16 protein-coding genes and 1 pseudogene are annotated in these 18,507 nt (G+C 64.0%); 13 read left to right on the top strand and 4 right to left on the bottom strand.

Going from position 1 to position 18,507, the window contains the following annotated elements; translation table 11 throughout:
• Positions 1-97: 97 nt before the first annotated feature.
• Positions 98-1,228 (bottom strand): branched-chain amino acid ABC transporter substrate-binding protein, encoded by a 1,131-nt coding sequence (locus ACFPTO_RS00570; protein ID WP_377708669.1) that lies wholly within the window; start codon positions 1,226-1,228, stop codon positions 98-100.
• Between the two features lie 342 nt (positions 1,229-1,570).
• Here ACFPTO_RS00570 and ACFPTO_RS00565 point away from each other — a divergent pair, with 342 nt between their 5' ends.
• The gene (locus ACFPTO_RS00565; protein ID WP_377708668.1) at positions 1,571-2,854 is read left to right on the top strand and encodes an L-cysteine desulfidase family protein; all 1,284 of its coding nucleotides are present in this window, start codon (positions 1,571-1,573) and stop codon (positions 2,852-2,854) included.
• A 140-nt stretch (positions 2,855-2,994) separates the two neighbouring features.
• Here the strand turns inward: ACFPTO_RS00565 and ACFPTO_RS00560 are convergent, their stop codons facing one another.
• Positions 2,995-3,915 carry an SDR family NAD(P)-dependent oxidoreductase gene (locus tag ACFPTO_RS00560; RefSeq protein ID WP_377708667.1) on the bottom strand — a complete coding sequence of 307 codons (921 nt, stop codon included), beginning with the start codon at positions 3,913-3,915 and terminating at the stop codon, positions 2,995-2,997.
• The gene (locus ACFPTO_RS00555) at positions 3,894-4,463 is read right to left on the bottom strand and encodes a TetR/AcrR family transcriptional regulator (RefSeq protein WP_377708666.1); all 570 of its coding nucleotides are present in this window, start codon (positions 4,461-4,463) and stop codon (positions 3,894-3,896) included. Before ACFPTO_RS00555 ends, ACFPTO_RS00560 begins: the two co-directional genes overlap by 22 nt.
• Positions 4,464-4,989: 526 nt before the next feature.
• On the opposite strand from ACFPTO_RS00555, the pseudogene gspD reads away from it, so the two are divergent.
• The 3 genes and pseudogenes from gspD (at position 4,990) to gspF (ending at position 9,977) form a co-directional block, all read left to right on the top strand.
• A pseudogene (gspD, locus tag ACFPTO_RS00550) lies at positions 4,990-7,216 on the top strand (type II secretion system secretin GspD).
• Positions 7,213-8,727, top strand: a complete 1,515-nt coding sequence (gene gspE, locus ACFPTO_RS00545) for a type II secretion system ATPase GspE (RefSeq protein WP_377708665.1) — start codon at positions 7,213-7,215, stop codon at positions 8,725-8,727. Before gspD ends, gspE begins: the two are co-directional and overlap by 4 nt.
• A gap of 32 nt (positions 8,728-8,759) precedes the next feature.
• On the top strand, positions 8,760-9,977 hold the full coding sequence (gene gspF, locus ACFPTO_RS00540) for a type II secretion system inner membrane protein GspF (RefSeq protein WP_377708664.1): 1,218 nt from the start codon (positions 8,760-8,762) through the stop codon (positions 9,975-9,977).
• A 55-nt stretch (positions 9,978-10,032) separates the two neighbouring features.
• Here gspF and ACFPTO_RS00535 read toward each other — a convergent pair whose 3' ends face one another.
• Positions 10,033-10,446, bottom strand: a complete 414-nt coding sequence (locus ACFPTO_RS00535; RefSeq protein ID WP_377708663.1) for a type II secretion system protein N — start codon at positions 10,444-10,446, stop codon at positions 10,033-10,035.
• Positions 10,447-10,549: 103 nt separating this feature from the next.
• On the opposite strand from ACFPTO_RS00535, the gene gspG reads away from it, so the two are divergent.
• The 9 genes from gspG (at position 10,550) to ACFPTO_RS00490 (ending at position 18,419) form a co-directional block, all read left to right on the top strand.
• Entirely contained in the window at positions 10,550-11,020 is a 471-nt protein-coding gene (gspG, locus tag ACFPTO_RS00530) for a type II secretion system major pseudopilin GspG (protein WP_377708662.1), read from the top strand.
• A gap of 9 nt (positions 11,021-11,029) precedes the next feature.
• The gene (locus tag ACFPTO_RS00525; RefSeq protein WP_377708661.1) at positions 11,030-11,512 is read left to right on the top strand and encodes a GspH/FimT family pseudopilin; all 483 of its coding nucleotides are present in this window, start codon (positions 11,030-11,032) and stop codon (positions 11,510-11,512) included.
• 2 nt (positions 11,513-11,514) lie between these two features.
• Positions 11,515-11,943: a type II secretion system minor pseudopilin GspI gene (gspI, locus tag ACFPTO_RS00520; RefSeq protein ID WP_377708660.1), complete on the top strand. Its 429-nt coding sequence runs from the start codon at positions 11,515-11,517 to the stop codon at positions 11,941-11,943.
• A complete protein-coding gene (locus ACFPTO_RS00515) occupies positions 11,921-12,610 on the top strand; it encodes a prepilin-type N-terminal cleavage/methylation domain-containing protein (RefSeq protein WP_377708659.1) in 690 nt (229 codons plus the stop codon). Before gspI ends, ACFPTO_RS00515 begins: the two co-directional genes overlap by 23 nt.
• Before the next feature lie 2 nt (positions 12,611-12,612).
• Positions 12,613-13,743, top strand: coding sequence for a type II secretion system minor pseudopilin GspK (gene gspK, locus ACFPTO_RS00510; RefSeq protein WP_377708658.1), 1,131 nt, complete (start codon positions 12,613-12,615; stop codon positions 13,741-13,743).
• 34 nt (positions 13,744-13,777) lie between these two features.
• Positions 13,778-15,112 carry a type II secretion system protein GspL gene (gene gspL / locus ACFPTO_RS00505; RefSeq protein WP_377708657.1) on the top strand — a complete coding sequence of 445 codons (1,335 nt, stop codon included), beginning with the start codon at positions 13,778-13,780 and terminating at the stop codon, positions 15,110-15,112.
• Entirely contained in the window at positions 15,109-15,615 is a 507-nt protein-coding gene (gene gspM, locus ACFPTO_RS00500) for a type II secretion system protein GspM (RefSeq protein ID WP_377708655.1), read from the top strand. The genes gspL and gspM overlap by 4 nt, the downstream gene beginning before the upstream one ends.
• Positions 15,616-15,737: 122 nt before the next feature.
• A complete protein-coding gene (locus ACFPTO_RS00495) occupies positions 15,738-16,517 on the top strand; it encodes a type II secretion system protein N (RefSeq protein ID WP_377708653.1) in 780 nt (259 codons plus the stop codon).
• Between the two features lie 255 nt (positions 16,518-16,772).
• Positions 16,773-18,419, top strand: coding sequence for a phosphodiester glycosidase family protein (locus tag ACFPTO_RS00490; RefSeq protein WP_377708840.1), 1,647 nt, complete (start codon positions 16,773-16,775; stop codon positions 18,417-18,419).
• Positions 18,420-18,507: the final 88 nt, after the last annotated feature.

Raw genomic sequence — 18,507 nt, 5'->3', positions numbered from 1 at the left:
TCTTCTCGCCCGGCTACATTAAAAAAAGCCGCATGCGCTTCTCGCGCATGCGGCCTGATTCTGTGGCCTGATTTAGCCGCGTGAATCGAGGTTCGATTTACATCGAAACCTTGTTGATGAACTGGCGCTTGCCGTCCTTATAGCCGTAGATCGAGATGATGCCCTTCTTCAGGTCGCCCTTGGCATCGAACGTCGTTTCGCCGATCACGCCCTTGTAGTCGGTCGTCGGCATGGCGGCGAGGATCTTCGCCGGTTCGACCGAGTTCGCGCGCTTCATTGCGTCGGCGATGATATAGACAGCATCGTACGTGTACGGCGAATACAGCACGACGTCCTGGCTATAGCGCTGCTTGTACTTCGACGCGAACGCCGCGCCGCCAGCCATCTGGTCGAGGCCGATGCCGGCAACCGAGCAGATGATGTTGTCGGCGGCCGTGCCGGCCAGATCGGCGATGTTTGCCGTGCACACGCCGTCGCCCGAGAGAATCTTCGCGCGCAGACCGAGCTGCTTCGCCTGCTTGGCGAACGGGCCGCCCGTGGCGTCCATCGAGCCGATCATGATCGCGTCGGGGTTTTCGCCCTTGATTTTCGTCAGAATGGCGCGGAAGTCGACGGCCTTGTCGTTCGTCGCGTCATGCGACAGGACGGTCAGACCCGCGGCTTTCGCGGCCACTTCGAACTGCTGCGCGAGGCCTTGACCATAAGCGGTCGAATCGTCGACGATCGCGACCTTCTTCACGCCCATTGCCTTCGCGGCGTAATTCGCCAGCGCCGGACCTTGCTGCGCGTCGGTTGCGACGACGCGGTACGTCGTCTTGAAGCCTTGTTGCGTGTACTTCGGATTCGTCGCCGACGGCGAGATCTGGACGATGCCGGCAGCGCTATAGATCTGCGAAGCGGGAATCGACGTGCCCGACGTTTCGTGGCCTACGACGGCAACGACCTTGTCGTCCACCAGCTTCTGCGCAACCTGCGTCGCCTGACGCGGATCGCCTGCGTCGTCTTGCGGGTCGAGCTGGAGCGTGACTTTCTGGCCGCCGATCACGAGGCCCTTCTTGTTGATCTCCTCGATCGCGAGGCGAGCACCGTTTTCGTTGTCCTTGCCCTGGTGGGCCGAGCCACCCGTGAGCGGTGCGACGTGACCGATCTTGACGATCGTGTCGGCCGATGCGGTATTGCACAGTGCGAAAGAAAGCGCGGCGGCGGCGGCCAGGCTGGTAAGAGGCAACTTGTACACTTCGTGAGTCCCTTATATTGATTTAGGTTCGCAATGATACTACCGATACTGCTTCGGGCCGTGACGGCTGAATGAAGGCACCCGACGTCATGACCTGCCGGCCTTCGTCGCATGGGTGCGCTTATGCCGCACGAGGCGCGGATTCGGCCTATGGGGACAAACCCTTTCGTGCGCGCATGCGCGCAGTATCGGGACAGCGCCGGAAGTATGGGGCAAACCGCGCGGAAATAATTTCTATTATTTCGCCTGCGCAAGGAGAAACTTGGAATAACTATTCTCGTTGAAGAACATATAATTTTGCGTCTCGGAAACAGAAGCAGCAGAAGCACGACTATGGATGCACAAGTACTGATTCAGTGGTTAAAACGCGAGGTGTCGCCGGCGCTGGGATGCACGGAGCCGGTCGCGATTGCATTTGCAGCAGCGGTCGCGGCGCAGCACCTGGGTGAACCTGTCACCGGGATTACGGGCACGGTGTCCGAGAATCTGTACAAGAACGCGATGGGGGTCACCATCCCGGGCACGGGTTCGAGCGGTGTGGCGCTTGCGGCAGCCATCGGCTCGATCGGAGGCGATCCGGACGCGGGGCTGGAAGTTTTCCGCAAGGTCACGCTTCAGCAAGTCGCCCAGGCCAATCTGATGGTGAGCGACGGCCAGATCGCCATCGAGCAAAAAGCAACCCACGAATTTCTCCACGTCGATCTCACGCTGAAAGGCGAGAACAGGCAGTGCAGGGTGATCGTGAATGGCGGACACACCAACGTCACGTACCTGGCGGTCGATCATCATGTCAGGATCGATCGTCCCGCACGCTCTACAGGAAGCGCCGACGCTGCCCTTCCGGCGTTTACCCTTCGCGATGCTTTTGAGTTCGCCAGTTCGGTCGACTTCGACGACATCGCTTTCATTCTTGAAGCGGCAAAAATGAACAGCGCACTCTCCGCCGAAGGGCGACGGGCGCGCTATGGCCTCAACGTAGGCGGAACACTGCGGGACGCCATCTCGCAGGGACTCATGCAGGACGATCTGCTCAACAGGATCGTGATCGATGCGACCAGTGCGTCGGATGCACGCATGGGCGGCGCCACGCTGCCCGCGATGACGAATTTCGGCTCCGGCAATCAGGGCATTGCCGCCACGATGCCTGTCGTCACCGTTGCGGAGCATCTTCAAGCCGGCGACGAGGCGTTGGCGCGCGCGCTTGCGCTCTCGCATCTGGTTGCGATCTCCATTCATGCCCGCTATACGCGCCTTTCGGCACTGTGCGCCGTGACGACCGCGGCCATGGGCGCGGCGGCGGGAATGAGCTGGCTGTTCTCGAAGGATTTCGGCGTGCTGGAATGCGCGGTGTCCAATATGGTCGGCGACATCAGCGGGATCATTTGCGATGGCGCGTCCAATACCTGCGCGATGAAGGTTTCGACGTCCGTCAATAGCGCCTTCCGTTCCGTCTTGCTGGCTGGGCAAAATATTCGTGCGAGTTCGGCGGACGGGATTGTGTGCGAGAACGTTGAGGACACAATCGATAACCTGTGCAGACTGGTGACGCAGCCGATGAAACATACCGATCAGGCCATCATCCGGATCATGTCTGACAAGTCGTTGCGCGTCGCCTGAACCGGATTCGTGGATGCCGTTTCGCACGCGCGGATTACGCGTGTGAAATTGAAGGGTGGGAAGGGTGGGCAGGGCGCGTAACGAACGCGCCACTTCGTTGCGGCTGCAAATTCAGATGCCCGTTGAATGCAGCGCCATGCTCACTGGGCGGTGAATCCTTGCTTGCCCGCGAACATCACTGAACTGGCGAGATCCTTTTGGGCCTGCAGTTCGGCGAGGCTGCGCGTATAGCTCGCTTCCAGCAAAGCGTAGGCGTCTCCGCCGAGAACGGTACGCAACGGCGGCTCCTGCATCTGACTGACCGTATAAATGACGCCTGCCATTTTCACGGGATCGCCCGAAGCATATTCATCGCCGACTGCCTTGATCTGCTGGCGCAGTTTACCGACGACGCCGTCTTTATAGGCGTCGATTTCTCTCGCCCAGCGAATATTGGCCACGAAGTCCGTTTTGATGGAGCCCGGCTCGATGATGATGGTCTTGATGCCGAATCCGGCGATTTCCTGGCTCACGGCTTCGGCAAAACCTTCGAGGCCGAACTTTGCAGCGTGATACATCGAGCCACTCGGAAAGCCAGCACGTCCGCCGACGCTGGTGACGTGAATGAAGGTGCCTTGTTTTCTCGCGCGCATTGCGCCGAGGAATGCACGCGTGACATGGATGGGGCCCAGCAGATTCAGCGCGATTTGATGCTGGATGTCCGCTTCGCTCAATTCCTCCATCGCGCCGATGACGGCGCCGCCCGCGTTGTTGACGACCACATCGACATCGGAATGGCGCGCCGCGACGGCCTGCACCTGCTCGGGACGGGTCACGTCCACCGACTCCACTTCGAGCCGATCCGGCCAGGCTTGTTTAAGCGACTGCAACGCTTCGACGCGGCGCACGGCTGCGACCACATGATGCCCTTCGGCCAGCACTTTCTGCGTAAGCGCGAGCCCGAGACCGCCGGATGCGCCGGTAATGAACCATTTCTGCGTGGACATAGTGACTTCTCCTTTAAGGTGAGCGCGTACGCACTCAATTAACAGACAAAATTTTATGGCGTGATTGCCCGCCATACAGCGTGAAACCCCAACTGCCGGTAACGGTCGGCATCGGCGGGTTGCCTGTCGACGTATTCGATCGTGGTATCGGCAATGCGCTCGATAATCGAATAAAGAAACGCGATCGGTGCGTTCACCAGGACGCCGCTTTGCACGGCATCCTCGATCATTCCCGACACGGCCTGGAACGGCTCCATGCCTTGTGCCCGGGTCCCATCCAGCAACTGCACCGAAGCCGAGAGTCTCGCGACGGCGAGTCGCGCGGCCGTATTGCTCAGACCCCAGCTCACATAACGCTGGAAGACATGCTCCAGCCGATGCCGGTAATCGGCCTGATGAGGATAGTCGGGCATGACGGCGTCGGCCAGTTCGTGCTTGACGTGCAGATACAGTTCCTGGAACAGCAGCTCTTTGTTCTCGAAGTAGGTGAACAGCGTTCCTTCGGCGACGCCGGCGCGCCGGGCAATGCTTGCCGTCGTGGCCAGTACGCCCTGTTCGGCGACGGCATGCGTCGCCGCGAGCAGTAAGGCATTGCGTTTTTCCGGGCTGAGAGGGCGGGCCATCGCGTCCTGAATCGATATAGAGTGAGTAAGCGCTCAATTATAGACACGAAGCCAGGCGAACGCGATCATCTTGTTTTCCGCGGGGAAGGCCGCGACGTTTCCCGCCTTGCGGACGCATCGCGCGCCGCATTGCGAGCGCACGCGTCGGCATAGTCCTGAACGCCGCGCACGAGGTGACAGTCGCGGGTTTCGACAGCGATAACGATGTGCGTATAACGGACTCCGGTCAGATGTCGCTATCGTAGAAACAAGGAACACAAAAATCCGACAGGCCCATTGACCTCGATCCCTGCCCGAATCTCTGCCTGATTCGCAGTGCAAAAAAGAGTCGCCTATACGCTCATGGGAGCGTGTGGTACGCTTCGCGACTATCCGCGCGGTCGCTCAGCCGGGATGTACCGGACACCCGCCCGCCGCGATGCCTCGATTGGCAAAATAATCGTGCCGCCCACGGCGGTAACGATGAGCATGTTCCGGTGATTTATCCACGTGACTGCAAATACGTAGTCGTCAACACCAAGAAATAATGCGCTATACCCAACCCGCGCTTCGGCGCCTTTTCAAGTCGCTCTTATTCTCAGGTGTACTGACAGTCTGTACAGCAAACGCACAGGTCAATCTCAATTTCGCAAACGCGGATATCGATCTGGTCGCCAAGGCAATCGGCGCGGCAACGGGCAATACGATCCTGGTCGACCCGCGCGTCAAAGGCCAGATCAACCTGACGTCCGAAAACGCCGTTCCGATCGACCAGGCGCTCAAAACGTTGCAGGCGGCGCTGCGCATGCAAGGTTTCGCGCTGGTTCAAGACCACGGCGTATTGAAGGTCGTACCGGAGGCGGATGCCAAGTTGCAGGGCGTGCCAACCTACGTCGGCGATACGCCGACAGCGAAGGGCGATCAGGTCATCACGCAGGTATTCACGCTACGCAACGAATCGGCCAACGGCCTCTTGCCGGTCCTGCGCCCGTTGATTTCCCCGAACAACACCATCGCGGCCTACCCGGCGAACAACACGCTCGTTGTCACCGACTACGCCGACAACGTGCGGCGCATCGCATCGATCATCGCGGGCGTGGACACGGCCGCAGGGCAGCAGCTGGAGATCGTGCCGCTGCACAACGCCAACGCACTGGATATCGCGGCACAGCTTTCGAAGCTGCTCGATCCGGGCGCGATCGGCGGCTCGGATCCGACGCTGAAAGTGTCGCTCAGCGCCGACGCGCGCACCAATTCGCTGATCTTGCGCGCCTCGACTCCGCAACGGCTTGCGACGGCGAGAAAACTGGCGAAACAACTCGATGCGCCCACGGCTCAGCCGGGCAACATGCACGTCGTGCGGCTGCACAATGCCGACGCCGTGAAGCTCGCCAAAACCCTGCGCGGCATGTTGGGCAAGGGCGGCGATTCGGGCTCGTCGGGCGGCACGGCGAATTTCTTCAATGAGAACGCGGGCAACGATTCGTCGACCGGCACGTCCGGCCTGCCTCCGTTGCCCGGCTCGTTTGGCGGCGGCAACGCGAAGTCGAGTAATCCGATGTCGGGTGGCGCCTCGTCAGGCGGCAACGGCGCTTCGTTACCCGGAGGCGGCGAAGACAACAGCGGCGGCGGCATGATCCAGGCCGATGCGGCGACCAACTCGCTCATCGTCACCGCGCCGGAACCCGTCTATCGCAACCTGCGAAGCGTCATCGACCAGCTCGACGTGCGCCGTCCGCAGGTCTACATCGAGGCGCTGGTCGTCGAGCTGTCCGCGAACACCGGAGCGAACCTCGGCATCCAGTGGCAGGGCGCGCTGATGGGAGACAACGGGAATAACGGCGTCTACGGCGGCTCAAATTTCGGCTCGGGCAGTTCAAGCATTGTCGACCTGACGGCGCGCGGCGCCCTCATCGCCGCCAACCCGGAGGCGGCCCTGGCTGCCGGGGGGCAGGGTCTGTTGCCAAACGGGCTGAACATCGGCCTGCTGCACCGCTTCGGCAATGTGTTCGGCCTGGGCGGCCTGCTGCAGGCGCTCTCGACGTCGTCCGACGCGAACGTGCTTTCCACGCCGAATCTCATCACGCTCGACAACCAGGAAGCGAAGATCGTGGTGGGCCAGAACGTGCCGGTCGTGACGGGCTCGTATGCAACGCCGACCGCCAATACGGCAACCGTCGGTGACGGCGTTCAATACGTTCGAGCGCATCGACGTGGGCGTGACGCTGCACGTGAGGCCGCAAATCACCGAAGACGGCATCCTGAAGCTGCAGCTCTACCAGGAAGCCTCGACCGTCGACAAAACGACGATCAACCATCCCGGCGGCGTGACGATCAACAAGCGCTCGATTTCGTCGACGGTGCTCGCCGACGATGGCGAGATCATCGTGCTCGGCGGGCTGATGCAGGACCAGTATGCGGGCGGCACCAGCAAGGTGCCGTTGCTTGGCGACATTCCGCTGCTCGGCCAGTTGTTCCGGTCGGAGAACAAGACGCGTTCGAAGAGCAATCTGATGGTGTTCCTGCGGCCGGTGATCGTGCGCGACGAGGCGACGAGCCGGGCGATTTCGATGGGCCGCTACGACTACATGCGCGGACTGCAGAACGGCTATCAAACCGACAACCGTCTCATCCGGGACAAAAACGTGCCGATTTTGCCGCCGGCGCCGCCGGGTCCGAGCCTGGGCGCAGCGCCCGCGCAGAACCTCCTTGACCTGAGCCAGACGACGCGCCAGCCCGGCGAGCCCGATGACGGCCACGGAGCGCAACAGTGAATGCCCTTCAAGCGGCGGAATCGACCACGCATACGCATACGCAGCACACGACTACGCGCGAGGCACCGTCGCCGCTCGCCGCGCGCCTCGTGCCCTACGGCTTCGCGAAGAGCGGGCAGATCCTCATTGCCCAGCAACATGCGGACGGCCTCGAAGTGTGGATCGGCGAGCACACGGCCAGTGCCGCAATCGCCGAGGTCGCGCGTAATTTCGGCGCGCTTCGCTTCGTGCGTCTGCCCGCCGACGACCTCACGCATGCGATCAACCAGGCCTACGCGCGCCAGGACGGCAGCGCGGCGCAGGTGGTCGGCGAGGTGGAGGGCGAAGTCGATCTGTCGCGTCTGATGCAGGACATTCCCGAGGTGGAGGATCTGCTGGAGTCGGAAGACGACGCGCCGATCATCCGCATGATCAACGCGCTGCTCACGCAGGCCGCGCGCGAGCAGGCGTCCGATATTCACATCGAACCGTTCGAGCATGCGTGCGTCGTGCGCTTTCGCGTCGACGGCACGCTGCGCGACGTCGTGCGCCCGAAGAAGGCGCTGCATGGCGCGCTGATCTCGCGCATCAAGATCATGGCGCAGCTCGACATTGCCGAAAAGCGCCTGCCGCAGGACGGCCGCATTACGCTGCGCGTGGGCGGGCGGCCCGTGGACGTGCGTGTCTCGACGCTGCCGACCGGTCACGGCGAGCGTGCAGTGTTGCGTCTGCTCGAAAAAGACGCGCAGCGGCTGAATCTCGAAACGCTCGGCATGGCAGGGGACACACTGAAGCAGTTCGACGCATTGATCGCGAAGCCGCACGGCATCGTGCTCGTGACGGGGCCGACCGGCTCGGGCAAGACGACCACGCTTTATGCGTCGATGTCGCGGCTCGAGACGGCGACCACGAACATCATGACCGTCGAGGATCCGATCGAGTACGACCTCGCGGGGATCGGCCAGACCCAGGTGAACGAGCGCATCGGCATGACGTTCGCGCGTGCGCTGCGCTCGATCCTGCGCCAGGATCCGGACATCATCATGATCGGCGAAATACGCGATCTGGAAACCGCGCAGATCGCCGTGCAGGCGTCGCTGACCGGCCACCTCGTGCTCGCGACGCTGCACACGAACGACGCCGCTTCCGCCGTCACGCGTCTCACCGACATGGGGGTCGAGCCGTATCTGCTCGCTTCGTCGCTGCTCGGCGTGCTGGCGCAGCGGCTCGTGCGGCAGCTCTGCCCCGCGTGCCGGCAAATGCGCGCCGAAGCGGATGGTGGCCAGCGCTGGCATCCGGTGGGGTGCGAGCGCTGCCGCCAGTCGGGCTACGCGGGGCGGCGCGGCGTGTACGAACTGCTGCCCATCGATGAGCCGATCCGCGCGCTTATCCATCGCCAGGCCGCCGACGCCGAGATTCTCACAGCCGCTCGCGCACAAGGCATGCGCACGCTGCGCGAGGACGCCGCGCGCTATCTCGATGCGGGCACGACTTCGCTCGAAGAAGTGCTGCGCGTCACGGGCGGCGCATGATGGACTTCAAATAAGCGGGGCCGCCAACCACGATGCCAGCATTTCGTTTTGAAGCAATCGACGCGGCGGGCAAGCCGCAAAAGGGCGTCCTCGAAGCCGACAGCGCACGCGGCGCACGCACGCAATTGCGCGGCCAGGGGCTCACGCCGCTCGTCGTCGAACCGGCCGCGAGCCGCACGCGCGGCGCACGCGAAGCGCGGCTCGCGCTCGGGCGGCGTCTGTCGCAGCGGGAGCAGGCGATTCTCACGCGCCAGCTTGCGAGCCTGCTCGTCGCCGGATTGCCGCTCGGCGAGGCGCTCGCGGTGCTCACCGAACAGGCGGAGCGCGACTACATTCGCGAACTGATGGCGGCGATCCGCGCCGAAGTGCTCGGCGGTCATTCGTTTGCGAACGCGCTCGCGCAACATCCGCGCGATTTTCCGGACATCTATCGCGCCATCGTCGCCGCGGGCGAGCACACCGGCAAGCTCGGCATCGTGCTCTCGCGGCTCGCCGACTACATCGAGCAGCGCAACGCGCTCAAGCAGAAGATCGTGCTGGCGTTCACGTACCCGGCGATTGTCACGATCATCGCGTTCGCCATCGTCACATTCCTGCTGAGCTACGTGGTGCCGCAGGTCGTCAACGTGTTCGCGAGCACGAAGCAGGCGTTGCCGCTGCTCACCGTCGTGATGATGGCGCTCTCGGGGTTCGTGCGGCACTGGTGGTGGGTCGTGCTCATCGCTGTGGCGCTTGCCGCGTGGATCGTGCGCGCGATCCTGCGGCAGCCGGCTGCGCGTCTGGCGTTCGACGGCTGGCTCCTTGGCGCGCCGCTCGCGGGCAAGCTCGTGCGTGGCTACAACACGGTGCGCTTCGCGAGCACGCTCGGCATCCTGAGCGCCGCGGGCGTGCCGATCCTGCGCGCATTGCAGGCAGCGGGCGAGACGCTGTCGAACAAGGCGATGCGCGCCAACGTCGACGAAGCGATCGTGCGCGTGCGAGAAGGCACGTCGCTCTCGCGCGCATTGAGCAATACGAGGACGTTTCCGCCGGTGCTCGTCCACCTGATCCGTTCGGGCGAGGCGACCGGCGACGTGACGACGATGCTGGACCGCGCAGCCGAAGGCGAAGCGCGGGAGCTCGAGCGCCGCACGATGTTTCTCACGAGCCTGCTTGAACCCCTGCTGATTCTGGCGATGGGCGGCGTGGTGCTCGTGATCGTGCTGGCTGTGATGCTGCCGATCATCGAGTTGAACAACCTCGTGCGGTAGCGGTTGCGTTATCGATTGCGTTATCGACAGCGACGGCGACAGCGGCAGCGGCGCGTCAGCGCACGTAGATGGTGGGACCGGCGCTGTTGGCGGGCAAAAAGATTTCGGAGTTCGCGCCGTGGCGGTCGATGACGATCGAGCGCGGGCGCACTTCGGCGAGCGTAGTGTCTTGACCGAGCGCGCCGCCCAGCGAGACGGCTCTCGCAGGTTCGCCGTCGGTGCTGACGATGGCCGCGGCGCCTTGCTCAAGTGCGAGGATGCCGAAGAGGTGGATGTTCTGCGTGACGCGCTTCTGTGGCGTGCCGCCGAACAGCCTGGAGGCTTCGTTGAGCGATACCGGGGCTTCGGCGGCGGCGGCTTCGACCGGTCGAGCACGCGTTGTGGCGAGTGTGACGACCCAGTGAGTCGAGGTGGCGCACAGGGCTGCGAAGGCGGCGAGTGTGAGCAGGTGGCGTGATGTCGGGGCCATAAGTCGATTGATAGTTCGCATGACCTGGAGTATAGCGCCGTAAATTGAGTCGCAATAACCGTGATGAAACAGTAAACATCAGTAGTTTTAGGAGTCCGATTCGATGAACGTTTTACATACTGCGCGTTTGCGCACGGCATCGGCGCGAGGTCACAAGCGCCGCAGTCGAGGATTCACGCTGATCGAAATCATGGTCGTGATCACGATCCTGGGCATTCTTGCTGCGCTGATCGTGCCCAAGATCATGAGCCGGCCCGACGACGCGCGACGTGTCGCCGCGCGCCAGGACATCGGGACGATCATGCAGGCGCTCAAGCTCTACCGGCTCGACAACGGCCGCTATCCAACCGGGGAGCAGGGCCTGGAGGCTCTGGTGAAGAAGCCGTCCACCGACCCCGTGCCCGGCAACTGGAAAGACGGCGGCTATGTCGAGCGCCTGCCGAACGATCCGTGGGGCAACGCGTACGCGTATCTCAATCCAGGCCTGCACAGCGAGGTTGACGTCTTCAGCTATGGCGCCGACGGCAAGCCCGGAGGCGAAGGCAACAACGCCGACGTCGGATCCTGGCAATAAGGGCGATCCATGCGCACGCGTTCGACACGGCTCAGGCGCTCGGCGGGTTTTACGCTGCTCGAGATGCTGGTGGTGCTGTTCATTGCGGGTTTGCTGGTTTCGGTCGCGTCGCTGACGGTCTCGCGCAATCCGCGCAGCGATCTGCGTGAGGAGGCCGAACGCGTTGCGCTGTTGTTCGAATCGGCGGGCGACGAGGCCCAGGTGCGCGCAAGGCCCATCGCGTGGCAGCCCGTTACGGGCGGATTTCGTTTCGACGTGCGCACGGAGGATGGCTGGCGTGTGCTGCGCGACGATCTTCTCGGCCCGCGTCAATGGGAAGGCGGTGTGACGGGGGCCGCAATTGCGTATTCCGGCAGCGGTGACGCTACGCACGCGAGTCGCCTTGTATTCGGTACCGAAGCCGTGGACGCGCCTGTCGAGGTGACGCTCTTTTCCTCAGCCGGGCGCGTGACGATCGTCGGCACCGGCAATGGCCGCTTCGAGGTGCGCTGAACATGTCGATCTCCCAACGCTCCTTCCGCGCGGTGCGCATTCAAAATCACATCCACGGCCGCATCCAGGGCTTCACCTTGATCGAAATGCTTGTCGCGCTGTCGATCATCGCCATCGCGCTGGTCGCGTCGCTGCGCGCCGTGGGCAGTCTTGCCGCGAGCGAGGCGGATCTGCACGAGCGCCTGCTCGCGGGCTGGAGCGCCGACAACGCACTCGCCCAGTTGCGTCTCGATCACGCGTGGCCCGCGCTCGGCGAGCGGAGCTTCGACTGCTCCCAGGCCGCGCTGCCGCTCATGTGCACGCAGACGGTGAGCGAGTCGCCCAATCCGGTATTTCGTCGTGTGGAGGTGTCGGTCACGACGCCCGGCCGAACAGGAAATCTTGCGCAACTCGTTACGGTGCTCGGCAATGAGACGAACCGATCCCTGTAAGCGCGCACGCGTCACACTGGGTAAGCGGGCGTGCGGCTTCACGCTCATCGAGCTGCTCGTTGCAATCGCCATTCTCGCCGTGGTGGCGATCCTCTCGTGGCGCGGGCTCGACCAGATCATCCGGGGTCGCGAGACGATCACGCGTTCGATGGCCGATGAACGCGTGTTCGCGCAGATGTTCGACCAGATGCAGATCGATTGCGGTCGCGCTGCCGACGACGATGAAGCGGGCGTGAGCGCGATCTCGCTCAACGAGGGCGTTTTGCAGATCGTGCGCGCGTTTGCTGTGCCGCCCGGTGCGGCCCCGCGGCTCCAGGTGGTGCGTTATCGCCTGAACGAAGGCCGTGTGGTGCGCTACGCGTCGCCGCCGCTTGCGAATCGCGGAGAACTGGGGCGCGCGCTTCGCGGCGGCGAGAACGACACGTGGAGCGCTTTGCCCATGATGGGCGGCGTCGACTCGATCAGCGCCCGGTTCTATGTGCCGAGGGTCGGCTGGATCTCGGACATGCAGGACGTGGGCGCGCAACTTGCCGCCAATATCAGCAATCTCAAGGTGCCGTCGCCCGCCCATGCGCCGCTGCCGCGCGCCGTGACGGGGCTGGAGGTGCGCGTGAGCGCCCAGTCGCTTCAGTGGCCCGTTACGCGCGTGTTTCTGGTGGGTGGATGACGATGCGTACGCCGAATCTTCATATAACGTATCCCCTGCGGCGGCCGCGCCGCGCCTCGCAGCGCGGCGCCGGGATCATCACGGCCATGCTGGTCGTCTCCCTTTCGGCCATCCTCGTTGCGGGCCTGCTGTGGCGCCAGCAAGTGCAGCTGCGTCGCATCGAGAATCAGCGGCTCATCGCGCAGGCACAGTGGATCTCGCGCGGCGCGCTCGACTGGACGCGGCTCGTGCTGCGCTCGCAAGCCGATACGTCGGCGGCCATCACCTGGCTCGGCGGCGCGTGGGCCGTGCCGGTCGCGAGGACGCGCCTGTCCGATCTTCTTGGCCAGATCGGCGACGTGCGTGCGCAGCAAGGCGCTGCCACGTATCTCGCCGGTTCGATCGAGGATGCGCAGGCGCGCCTGAATTTGCGCAACCTCGTGTCGAGTCCCGCGCCCGGTCTGCTCCAGCTCAATCTCACACAGATCGAGGCGTTCGCGCGCCTGCTGCAACTGCTCGGCATCAACGGGCAACTGGCGAAGAACACGGCCGTGCATGTGCGCTCGGGGCTCATGCATTCGGCGACACGCTTTCAGACGGACGTGACCTCCACCGCGCAGCCGCTTCAAGGCGGCGCGGGTGGTGCCGGTGGTGCCGGTGGTGCGGCGGGTGCCTCGACGTTCACCCGCAACCCGGGCCTCGACGATGCCGACAGCAACAGCGCGGTCGCGCCGCTCATGATGACGAGCGTCGATGCACTGCTCGACGTTCCTGGCTTCACGCCGGACGCCGTCGAGAGACTGCGTCCGTTCGTGACGATCCTGCCGTCCACGACGGCAGTGAACATGAACACGGCGAGCGCGGAAGTGATCGCGGCGACTGTGCCCGGCATGAATCTGTCGAGCGCGCAGGCGTTTGTCGCGCGACGCCAGCACGTGTTTTTCCGCAATGTGGCCGACGTGCAACTGGCGCTACAGGGCGCAGGCATACCGCAAACGCCGATTGACACGAAACAGTGGGACGTCAACACGAGCTATTTCCTCGTTCATTCGCGCGTGGACCACGAGCGTGCCGAGGTGGTCCGCACGACGCTCGTCTGGCGCGACCCGCTCACCCATATGACGCGCATCGTGCGCGTGGGCGACGAACCATGAATCCGACGCAATCCAATATCGAAGAGAGGTGCGATTGAGCACGCTGATGGTTTTGATGCCGCCGCGAGATCCGGCGGTGCACTCGCAGGAATGGCAGTTGCCGGAGCTGCCGTTCGTGCTGCTCGACAAGGCAGGCAACACGCAACGTACGGGCCGTGCGGCGCTCGCGCTGCTGCCGCGCGCGTCGTCGACTGTGCTGCTGATCGCCGCGCGCGACCTGCTGATGATGCAGGTCGCCGTGCCGCCGCTTAAGGGACCGCGGCTGCGCCAGGCGCTGCCGAACGTCGTCGAGGATCAACTGATCCAGGATCCGCAGACTTGCCATCTGGCGCTCGATCCGCAGTCGATGGCCGATGGACGGCATACCGTCGCGGCGATCGATCGCGGCTGGTTGCGCTTTCTGGTCGAGGGTTTTTCGGCGGCTGGGCATCGCGCATTGCGCGCCGTGCCCGTTGCGCGCTGCCTGCCACTGCCCGAAACGCACGCGCCGGAAGCGGCCGTCGAGCCCGCAGTTGAGCCGACAGTCGAGTCGGTAGTTGAGCCCGCAGTTGAGCCGGTGATCGTCTGCGTGTTCGGCCCCGTCATGTCCACCGCGCCCGCGCTGCTTGCGGGCGATGCGCCCGAACAAGCGCTGTCCGCGCCGGACGCGGCGCTCGAACTCGCCGTCGTGCGCGGCGCCTCGGAGCAAGGTTTCGCGGTCCCTGCCGAGGGTGCGGCCGCCACGATCGCGGCACTGGCCGGCGACGCACCCGTCGCGCTCTATTCGTTATCGGATCTGCCGGGCGAATCGTCCGCCGCGGTACTGCCCGGCGCGCAACCGCTCACGCTCGAAGCGATTGCGCGGCGTGCGCTCGCATGCCGTTTCGATCTGTGCCAGTTCGAATTCGCCGCGCAGCCGTGGCGCCTCGACCGCGCGACGCTGCGCCGCCTGCGCGTGCCGCTCGCGCTTGTGGCAGCGTCGCTCGCGGTGGCGATTGTCGGCGCCAATCTTCAATGGCTGATGCTCGCGCGCCAGCGCGACGCCATCGAGGTGCAGATGACCGAAACGCTCCTTCACGCATTTCCGAACACCACCGTCGTACTCGATCCGGCAGGGCAGATGACGCGCGGGTTGCAGCAGTTGCGCACGGCCGCGGGCGAGCCTTCACCCGATGACTTCCTCGCGCTCGCCGACGGTCTCGCACGCTCGCTCGGTCCCGTGCCAGCGAACGCGATTGCCGCACTCGATTATCGCGAGCGCCGCCTCGACGTGACGTTCCAGCCTGGCGTCAATGTCGATACCGGCCTCGCCGGACGGCTTGCGCGCAACGGCCTCGCGGGCACGGCGGACAGCAGCAACGACAAATGGACGATCAGGAGCGCATCGTGAAGGCAACCGTTTTGAGCGGCGCGTGGGCTGGTTTCTGGGAATCGCGCACGGCGCGCGAAAAGGTGCTGCTGACGTGGGGCGGCGCGGTACTTGCTGTGGCGATTGGCTGGTCGGTGCTGTGGGCGCCTGCCGCTGACGGCCGCGCGCAGTTGCATGAGCGTATGCCGCGCTTGCAGCGCGAGCTTGCGCAGATGACGGCGCAGGCCAAAGAATCGCGCTCGCTCGCGGGCAAGGCGGCAGGCGTAGCGCCGGCCGGTGCGGCGCTCAAGGATGCGATGACGGCGTCGCTGGACGAGCACGGCCTCCAGGGCGCGCAGGTGCAACTGATCGGCACGACGGCGCAGGTGAAGCTCGAAAATGCGGCGTTCGCCGCCGTTACGGTATGGCTCAACGACGTACGCAAGCAATTCAAGGTGGAGGTGATCGAGGCGCACGTCATGGCGCAGAAGCCGGATGGCCAGGTCGATCTCAACGTGTTGCTGCAATCGGCGAACGTGCAGTGAGCGCAATTGGGCTCTGCATGGGACCCGAGTAAACGCTGAAGCGCCAACTCGGGTCGACAGCTTTGCATGGGACCAGCGTAAGCGCTGAAGCGCTAACTCTGGTCGACAGGAGATATCAACGTATGACGTACTGGATACGACGCGCGCGCGCGGCATTGCCGTGGCTGCTGGTGGGTGCGGTGTCGAGCGCCGCCGTGCTGCTCGCGCGCCTGCCCGCAGCCTGGATTGCACCGCGGTTCGCGCACATGAGCCACGGCCACGTGAACCTGGTCGATCCGGCAGGCTCGCTGTGGAACGGATCCGCGACGCTCATGCTCGCGGCGGGCGCGCAGGCGAATGGTGCGACGCTGCTGCCGGGCCGCGTCGAATGGCGGACCGCTTTCTGGCCGCTTTTCGCGGGGCGTGTGCGCATGCAGATGCACCAGACGGAAGCGATGCCGGAACCGGTGACCGTCGAGGCGACGCTGCGCGGCGCCACCTTGACGCCGGGTTCGATTGCCGTACCCGCTTCGTTGCTCGCAGGACTCGGCGCGCTGTTCAACACGCTCGATTTCGATGGCAGGGTGCGGCTCGCGTGGGGCCCGTGGCGCACGTTTGGCACGGATGCATTCGGACGACTCACCATCTCGCTCGCCGACATGAGTTCGCGCGTATCGCTTGTGAAGCCGCTCGGATCGTATGAGGTCGTGGTGCAGGCGAAGGGCGCGTCGTCGTCGCTCGATCTATCGACTCGGACGGGGGCGCTGCTGCTGAACGGGCACGGCACGCTATCGCGCACGTCGACTTCGTTCGAGGGAACCGCAAGCGCAACGCCCGATCAGCGCGAGAATCTGGCGGGTTTGCTGAATCTGCTGGGCCGCTCGACCGGACCGGACACGGTTGCGCTGACCTTCGTCCGCTGAGCGGGCACCGTTGCCATCACGGAGCTTGTTGCAACCACGCGGCGCTTGCTCGGTCACGCTGCGTCTCAAAAGCCACGATCGAGGAATTCGGCCAGGCATCGAGCGGCGCTCAATGAATGCTTGCGTGCTCATCACACGAGTTTCATGTTCAGGCCATAACCTCGTCTTCCCAATTTCAAAGAAGTGAGGAAGTGCGTTGTGATCAATCACCGTTATGGTTCAATTCGTGTCGCAGTCCTGATCGTTGCCGGATCGATGTTTCTCGGCGGATGCGGCAGCGATGGCGCAGTCAGCACAATATCGTCGCCGGGACAAACTGCGCCCGAAACCTGGACGATGCCGTCTACGGAAGCACCGCTCGGCCCTGCGGGGACCCGTCAATCGATTACAAGCCAGCAAGTGACCGCGGGTGTCACTTATTACCAGATCCAGCGCGGCGCGCTGAGTCCGAACGACTTCTGGACCGTCAATGTGGGTTTTTATCCGACGCAAGCTGCGGCAAAAGACGATGCCGAGGCGTTGAAGGCGTTGGGATTCGACACGCGCTTCGATCGGTCCGCCGGAACGGACATCAAGGGCGATGTGCTCGGGTACTACCTGTCGGTCGACAAGTTCGGCACCCGAGCCGAAGCGGCCACGTTCGCCAACCAGATCGCAAAAGCGACAGCCAACAAGTACGAGCCGGGCGTGCGGAACACCGCGTTGGCCCGCAACGGCGCCACCGGCCCATGGATCATTAACGTGCTGGCGATCAAGCCATCGCAGACCACCGCGCGGCTTTCGTTTGCATTGCCCGGGGGAGACAATCTGGGCGGCGCGGGCGAAACCGTGTCGGCCGCGGTGTCACGGCTCGGCGCCGTGGCCGGCATCAACGCCGGATTCTTCTCGAATATCAACCCCTTCCGCATGCCGCAGCCGCCGCGATCGCCGGTGGGCACAACGGTGGTTGACGGAAAGCTGGTCGGCACGGCGGCAGGCGGTCGTCCCGGCGTCATGATCACGACGACTGGCGCAGGTCATCCGAAGGTGACGGTGCTGCCGAAGCTGACGTCGTCGATAACGGTGACCGACGCGCAGAATTCGGCCATCGACGTGAAAAGTGTCGACCGTCCCATACTCGGCACGGTCGTCAATTGCGGCACGCCCGCACAAGCGCCGCTCAAGACGCCGCAGCAGGATTACGTCTGCACCAACTTCGACGATCTCGTGATGTACGACGCGCTCTACCTGCAAGGCGAGTCTTCGAACACGCTCGTCAACGCGAATTACAAAGGGTCGGCCTACGAGCTGGTGGTTGACGCAGCCGGTACGGTCGTCGCGAGTCATGCGACGCTCGGTTCGCCCGCGCCGAAGGGCGGATACGTACTGCAAGGCCTGGGCAAGAGCGCGGCATGGCTCGAGCGTCACGCGGCGGTCGGCACGAAGCTCACCCGGGCGGAGCACGTCTATTCGAACGGTAACGAGATCGCGCTCGCACCGGGCATGGCGATCGTCGAGGCAGGACCGACCCTTTCGGGGGAGAATCCGCTGCAGAACGCCTGGACCGAGGGTTTCTCGCCGACCCTGAGCGGAATCGTCAGTAGTGACTCGGTAGACCCATCCAACATTCGCTGGTACGAAGGCTGGGTTGTGGCGCGCAACGGGCGCACGGCAATTGGCGTCAGCGGAGACGGCACGATCCTGCTGGTCGAAATCGACGGGCGGCAACCGATGGTCAGCCTGGGAACCTCGATTCAGGAAACGTCGGACGTGATGACATGGCTCGGTGCGACCTCGGCCATCAATCTCGATGGCGGCGGGTCGAGCAACATGGTTGTGAACGGAGCGACTGTGGGCCATCCGTCCGATGGCAGTGGCGAACGCGCAGTAGGCGGCACGTTGCTGATCGGGGCGAATCAGTAAATCCGGACAGGCCTCGGCCATCTTCGTGAGGCCGAGGCTGATTGCGTCAGCGGCGATTCTGAAGTCGCCGCCTGCAGTACGTGGGCGA

It is taken from the genome of Paraburkholderia denitrificans (genome assembly GCF_042655705.1).
Classification (GTDB): domain Bacteria; phylum Pseudomonadota; class Gammaproteobacteria; order Burkholderiales; family Burkholderiaceae; genus Paraburkholderia; species Paraburkholderia denitrificans.
The sequence above is the reverse complement of the archived record's forward strand: the minus strand, read 5'-3'. Positions and strand labels throughout refer to the sequence as shown.